General features: G+C 49.4%; 4 protein-coding genes. 2 read left to right on the top strand and 2 right to left on the bottom strand.

All coding sequences use genetic code 11. From position 1 onward, the window contains the following. Positions 1–1,635 (top strand): thioredoxin-like domain-containing protein (locus QUA45_RS27525; RefSeq protein WP_333223048.1); only part of this gene is annotated, 1,635 nt, incomplete at its 5' end. A gap of 334 nt (positions 1,636–1,969) precedes the next feature. Here QUA45_RS27525 and QUA45_RS27520 read toward each other — a convergent pair. After that, positions 1,970–2,770 carry a circadian clock KaiB family protein gene (locus QUA45_RS27520; RefSeq protein ID WP_333147789.1) on the bottom strand — a complete coding sequence of 267 codons (801 nt, stop codon included), beginning with the start codon at positions 2,768–2,770 and terminating at the stop codon, positions 1,970–1,972. 68 nt (positions 2,771–2,838) lie between these two features. Further along, positions 2,839–4,101 (bottom strand): type IV pilus twitching motility protein PilT, encoded by a 1,263-nt coding sequence (locus QUA45_RS27515; RefSeq protein WP_333223050.1) that lies wholly within the window; start codon positions 4,099–4,101, stop codon positions 2,839–2,841. Positions 4,102–4,407: 306 nt separating this feature from the next. Here QUA45_RS27515 and QUA45_RS27510 point away from each other — a divergent pair, with 306 nt between their 5' ends. Beyond that, positions 4,408–5,805 carry an amidase gene (locus tag QUA45_RS27510; RefSeq protein WP_333223046.1) on the top strand — a complete coding sequence of 466 codons (1,398 nt, stop codon included), beginning with the start codon at positions 4,408–4,410 and terminating at the stop codon, positions 5,803–5,805.

Below are 5,805 nucleotides of genomic sequence, written 5' to 3'. Positions count from 1 at the left end.
CGCGTCAGAGCACCAGAATTCCCCGGAAACTACCCCTGGCTGAACACCGAAAAACCTTTATCCATTGAATCCTTAAAAGGGCGCGTCGTCCTCCTCGACTTCTGGACATACTGCTGCATCAACTGCTTGCACGTCCTGCCCGACTTAAAATACCTCGAACAAAAATATAAAGATTCCCTCACGGTTATCGGCGTTCACTCGGCTAAATTTGAAAACGAAAAAGAAGTAGAAAACATCCGCCAAGCTATCCTCCGCTACGATATCGAACATCCTGTAATCGTTGACAGCGGCATGAAAGTTTGGCAAAGCTACGCGGTTCGCGCTTGGCCAACTTTAATGGTGATCGATCCTGAAAGTTATGTCGTCGGCTTTGTTTCCGGCGAAGGCAATAGAGAAGCACTTGACGAGTTAGTTGGCAAGTTAATTGCTGAATACAAAGATAAAAATGCACTCAAGTTTAAACAACTCAGTTTTATCTTAGAAAAACAGCGCAAACCTCTATCAACACCGCTGGCTTTTCCCGGTAAAGTGCTGGCATTTGCGATCGCTGCAACGGAAGCCAAACATCTTCACCAACAGGGCGCGCTTTTGGGCGAAATGAGTCAGGAAAATGAATCTGTAGATGAAACTGTATTGCCAGGGCCTGCTAATTCAGTCATACAAAACTTAGTCGGTTCTTGCTTATTTATTGCCGATTCCGGCCACAATAGGATTGTTGTCAGCACCCTCGAAGGTGAGGTGCTGCACGTCATCGGTAGTGGCAAACCGGGTTTAACTGATGGGGACTTTGAAGAGGCTGAGTTTTTTGCACCTCAAGGTATGGCTTTTGATGCAGAAAGTCAAATTCTATATGTTGCTGATACGGAAAATCATGCTCTCAGAAAGATTGATTTTACGACTCAACGGGTAGAAACTGTTGCTGGTACGGGCGAACAAAGTCACGAAATTTCACCCCGCAGTGGCAAGGCTTTAGAAACGCAATTGAATTCGCCTTGGGATTTAGAAAGAGTTGGAAATAGACTTTTTATTGCAATGGCGGGTTCCCACCAAATTTGGGAAATGCAATTAGACACTGGCACGATCGGCACTTATGCGGGTATTGGCCGAGAATCCTGTGTGGACGGGAATCTGGCAGAATCTGCTTTTTCTCAGCCCAGCGGGCTCGCTACGGATCGATCGGAGTTGTTTGTTGCTGACAGCGAAGTTAGTTCGATTCGCGCTGTTGGTATTGATGAAGACCCGAAGGTGCGGACTGTTTGCGGTAGCGGTGAATTGTTTGGTTTTGGGGATAAAGATGGTCGCGCTGAGCAGGTAAGGTTGCAGCACTGTTTGGGTGTTGAATACGCTCAAAATTACCTCTGGGTGGCTGATACTTACAATCACAAAATTAAGCGGATCGACCACCGGGGCGGTACGTGCAGAACGATGATTGGAGATGGTACAGCAGGTTTGGTTGATGCTAAAGGTCTCAAGGCTCGATTTTTTGAACCTTCAGGGTTGAGTGCGATCGGGCCTCATTTGTTTGTTGCTGATACGAACAATCATGTAATTCGACGAGTTGAGTTGGATACGCTGGAAGTCACAACTTTGGATTTCCCCAGTTTGTGCGCTCCGAATGTTTGTCTTCCTGATTAAGCCGATCAACTTTTTTGACTTCAGGCACAGGTCTCAATTCTCCTGATTGCCAGATTGATTGTGGTAAGGTGCGCCGAAGAGCACCTTACCACAATTTGCAAGCCAAGTAAGTTACCCGAATTATTCGCGGTGAGTGCTGTACCTCACCCGCAATTCACTTCGGGATGCAGAACCTTTATATTTAGGGTGTACTGCCCAAAAACACCTAACCGATATAAGTAGAACGCCAAACCACTTTTTGCGTCTAGGAGTGAATTACTAAATGTTGTTAATTCCAGGGCTACTAAAACCGCGATCGCCAGTAGTAAATAATCGCAAAAATCCTCGACCCGATCTAAAATTCCGAATAGCTCAGCAGCCGCACTATTTTTTCATCATCGTTCAATTCCCCGACAATTCGTCGCACCGGTTTCGGCCAGATTTTAATCAAAGTAGGAGTTGCTGAAATCTGATCTGCCTCAGCTTGGTCTGGATGTTTCAAAACATCAATTACTTTTAAAGTGTAGGGACGATCGAGGCATTTCTCTAAAAACTGGTGTAAAGTTTCCAGGGTGCGTTCAGTGCTGGGGTTGCTGCCGGAAACAAACAGACGCAAAACGTACCCTTGAGTTTGTGGCGGTGGGGTGAGTGCTGTTGGTTTGGGCAGCCGAGCCTGCTGCGATGGCGGAAGGTCCAAGGGAGTTACGATCGAACTGCTCCAGCCCGATCGAGCTTCGGGGCTGGCATACTGTACAACTAAGTCGTGATTTTCCCAAAGTTCGGGGAATTGTTCGTGATAAGTAGCAATCGCCATCGGTTCGCACATTTCTTCGCTCCGGGGATGCCACACTAAGTCGCCAGTCCCAAAAATGGCGTTCAGCAGCGTTTGATGTCGCAGCACGGGGGGGTAAGCCTCGGCCGCAACCCGCACCTGCCTATCGCCTGGATCGAGCCAGGAGTCAACGGTTGCCGTGTAGCAAGGTATCAGAAAATGCGGCGGTTCCGACAAACCGAGGATCTCCTGTAGAGCTACGCACAACTGCAAATGCCACCGAGTTTGCTTGCGGGGGTCTATGCAATAGATTAAGTCTCCCCCTGGTGTAAACAGCGCAATGCCTTTGAAAAATTCTGGCAAAATAGGGCGATCGACTTTCAATTCAGTACACCAATAAAAGTTAACAGTTAACAGTTAACTTTTAACTGCTAACTGTTAACACTCGACCTTTAGACTCGACCTCGGAGCATCTGAGCCATTTCGTTCGGGAACGGCGAGTTCTCTACGCAAAGTTCTTCAGTAATCCGACCTTCTTGATAAAGGCCGTAGAGCGACTTATTCATCGTCGTCATGCCTTCATAAGTATCTTTGATCATGATTTGATTGATTTCCTCATTCTGGCCCTTCAGAATGTATTCCTTAACCACGTCGGTATTGATCAAAACGTCGTGGAAAGCAGCCCGCTTCCCGTCTGTGGTTTTGCACAGCAGTTGAGCAATAATTGCCACTAGGGATTCGGAAATTGAAACCCGTATAGCCTCCTGTTCTTCGGGCCCGAACATATCCAGAATCCGGTTCAGCGTTTTAATAGCGCTGTTGGTGTGCAGGGTTCCTGCAACTAAGTGGCCGGTCTGAGAGGCTTTGAGGGCGATTTCCACCGTCTCTCTGTCCCGAATTTCTCCTACTAGCATCATGTCGGGGTCTTGCCGCAGAGCGCCTTTGAGAGCGTTCATAAACTTGAGGGTGTGCCTGCCGACTTCCCGGTGCTTGATCAAGGATTTTTTGCTTTCGTGTACGAATTCAACCGGGTCTTCGATCGTGATGATGTTGTAGGCTTTATTCTTATTGATGTAGTCGATCATCGCAGCCAAGGTGGTAGACTTACCCGAACCTGTCGGGCCAGTCACCAAAATCAGCCCTTTGTGGTAGCCGCATATTTTCTTAAAGACCTCCGGCAGCTTCAATTCCTCCAGTGTCATTATTTTGGAAGGAATTAGCCGCAGCACCATTGCCGGGCCGGCCAAGGAGTCCATGCAACTGATCCGAATCCGCACGAACCCGAAGTCGAAAGCGCCGTCAAAGTCTAGGGTTTTTTGGAAAATTTCAATTTCTTCATCGCTCATGCACTCCCGCAACCAGCCAAAAAACGTATCTAAATCCGTCGGTGGATACCCGATGTCAGCAATCTCGCCACGCGTGCGGAAGCGGGGCACTTCGTTTACTCCGAGGTGAAGGTCGGATACTCCTTCATCTTTGGCTCGGAGGACTAGCTCTTTCAAAGTCGGAGAGCCACCGCTGCTAGAACTCTGGCTTTTAGGTGTGGCGAAGGATTGCGGCGGCGGTGCTGGTGCTGGTGCTGGTGCTGGTGGCGGTGCGGGCGGCATTCCTACTGCTCTGGGGGGCATCCCTGGAGCTGGAGGGCGGGGCATTCCTGGCGGTGGGGGAGCTCCGGGTACGGGCGGGCGAGGAGCTGGCGGATGCTGTTGTGTCATATGCGCTACCTTAAGTTGGTGAGAAGGCTGACTCGAACAGATGATTTGTGGGAGTTGGACAATGCCGATCGCCATTGTGCGCGTCTTGCACAAAAGCTTAACTGTTGTACTCAGTCTATCCTAAGAGAGAGTCATAATGCTGCACTACTAAGGAAATATTCTGCCAATTGGAGGATGCGATCGCTCTCGCTCTACGCCCTAATATGGATTCTCCACATTTTTGTATAATTTTTTTAAAGGAAAAGAGTTTTCCGCAACCAATCAGTATAAATTGATACTTTAGTCAAAGATTAAGGACTTAAACCGATGAATTCTGTCGATCGGGCTTTTACTCCAGCTCTGGAGTTGGCGGAGTCGATCCGCACCCTGGAAGTGTCGCCTTTAGAAATTGTCAATCTTTACTTGGAACGGATTGAGCGATTAAACCCTGAGCTGGGCAGTTATTTTACTGTAACGGCCGAGCGGGCGATCGCCCTGGCTAAATCTCAAACAGAAAAACTAGCTGGGTTACACAAGCCACAGGAATTGCCACCTTTTTTTGGAGTGCCGATCGCCATTAAAGACTTGACACCAGTTACCGGCGTTCCCTGTACTTACGGCACTCAGGCTTTGCTGGGTAACATCTCTGCCTACGACGAGTCAGTAGTATGGCGGATCAAAGCAGCGGGATTTAACATTCTGGGCAAAACAGCAACCTCTCAAATTGGCTCATTACCTTACACCGAACCAGAAGGCTTCCCACCCGCCCGCAATCCCTGGAATTTAGACTATACGCCCGGAGGTTCCAGCGGAGGCTCAGCGGCCGCTGTAGCAGCGGGTTTGTGCGCGATCGCCCAAGGTTCAGACGGCGGCGGTTCGATTCGAGGCCCAGCTTCCTGCTGCGGCTTAGTGGGCATTAAACCGTCGCGGGGGCGAGTTTCCTGGGCACCTGTCGGAGATTACCTCAGCGGCATTTCTACAAACGGCCCACTGGCGCGCACTGTAGCTGACGCCGCCGCACTTTTGGATGTGATGTCAGGCTACACAACAGGCGATCCGTACTGGCTACCAGATGCAAATCCGACGTTTTTAGAGGCTTCGCGTCAAAACTTGGGCAAGCTGCGAATTGCGTTTTCGACGACTATTTCCCCTGTGGGCGAGGCTGCGGCTACCTGTCAGCAAGCGGTACTCGAAACCGTCAAGTTACTGACAGATTTGGGTCACGATGTCGAACCTGGATGCCCAGATTTTACGGGTTTAATCGAACCGTTTACCGCAATTTGGCAGTCAGGGGCGGCCGCAAGCGGCATTCCAGGCCCTGCTTTGGAACCGATGAATCGCTGGCTGTTAGAAAGAACTATTTCCGCTGGGGAATATTTGCGGGCGGTGAATCAAATGCAGGTTATTTCACGGCGGATTGTGGGATTCTTTGAAAAATTTGATGTGTTAGTTTTGCCGACTTATATGCACTCGCCAATCCGGGTTGGAGAGTGGGCGGATTTGAGTTTTGAAGAAACTTTGCAGCGGATCGTTAATTGGGTTGCTCCTTGTCCGCCGTTTAATGCTAGCGGTTTGCCTGCGATCGCACTTCCTGCCATTTTAGATAACAACGGTTTGCCCGTCGGAATTCAAATTATCGGGCGGCCGGCGGCGGAAGCAACTTTAATTGCTTTAGCGGCGCAGATGGAAGCGGCGAAACCTTTCCCGGTTTTAGATTTTAAATAG

This window comes from Microcoleus sp. Pol12A5 (genome assembly GCF_036701435.1).
GTDB lineage: Bacteria > Cyanobacteriota > Cyanobacteriia > Cyanobacteriales > Microcoleaceae > Microcoleus.
Note: the sequence above shows the minus strand (reverse complement) of the source record. Positions and strands in the feature narration are given on the sequence as shown.

What these genes read in the sequence shown, in the direction of transcription:
- QUA45_RS27510 (WP_333223046.1), top strand. Translation starts at nt 4,408, where the DNA reads ATGAATTCTGTCGATCGGGCTTTTACTCCAGCTCTGGAGTTGGCGGAG.
- QUA45_RS27515 (WP_333223050.1), bottom strand. Translation starts at nt 4,101, where the DNA reads ATGACACAACAGCATCCGCCAGCTCCTCGCCCGCCCGTACCCGGAGCT.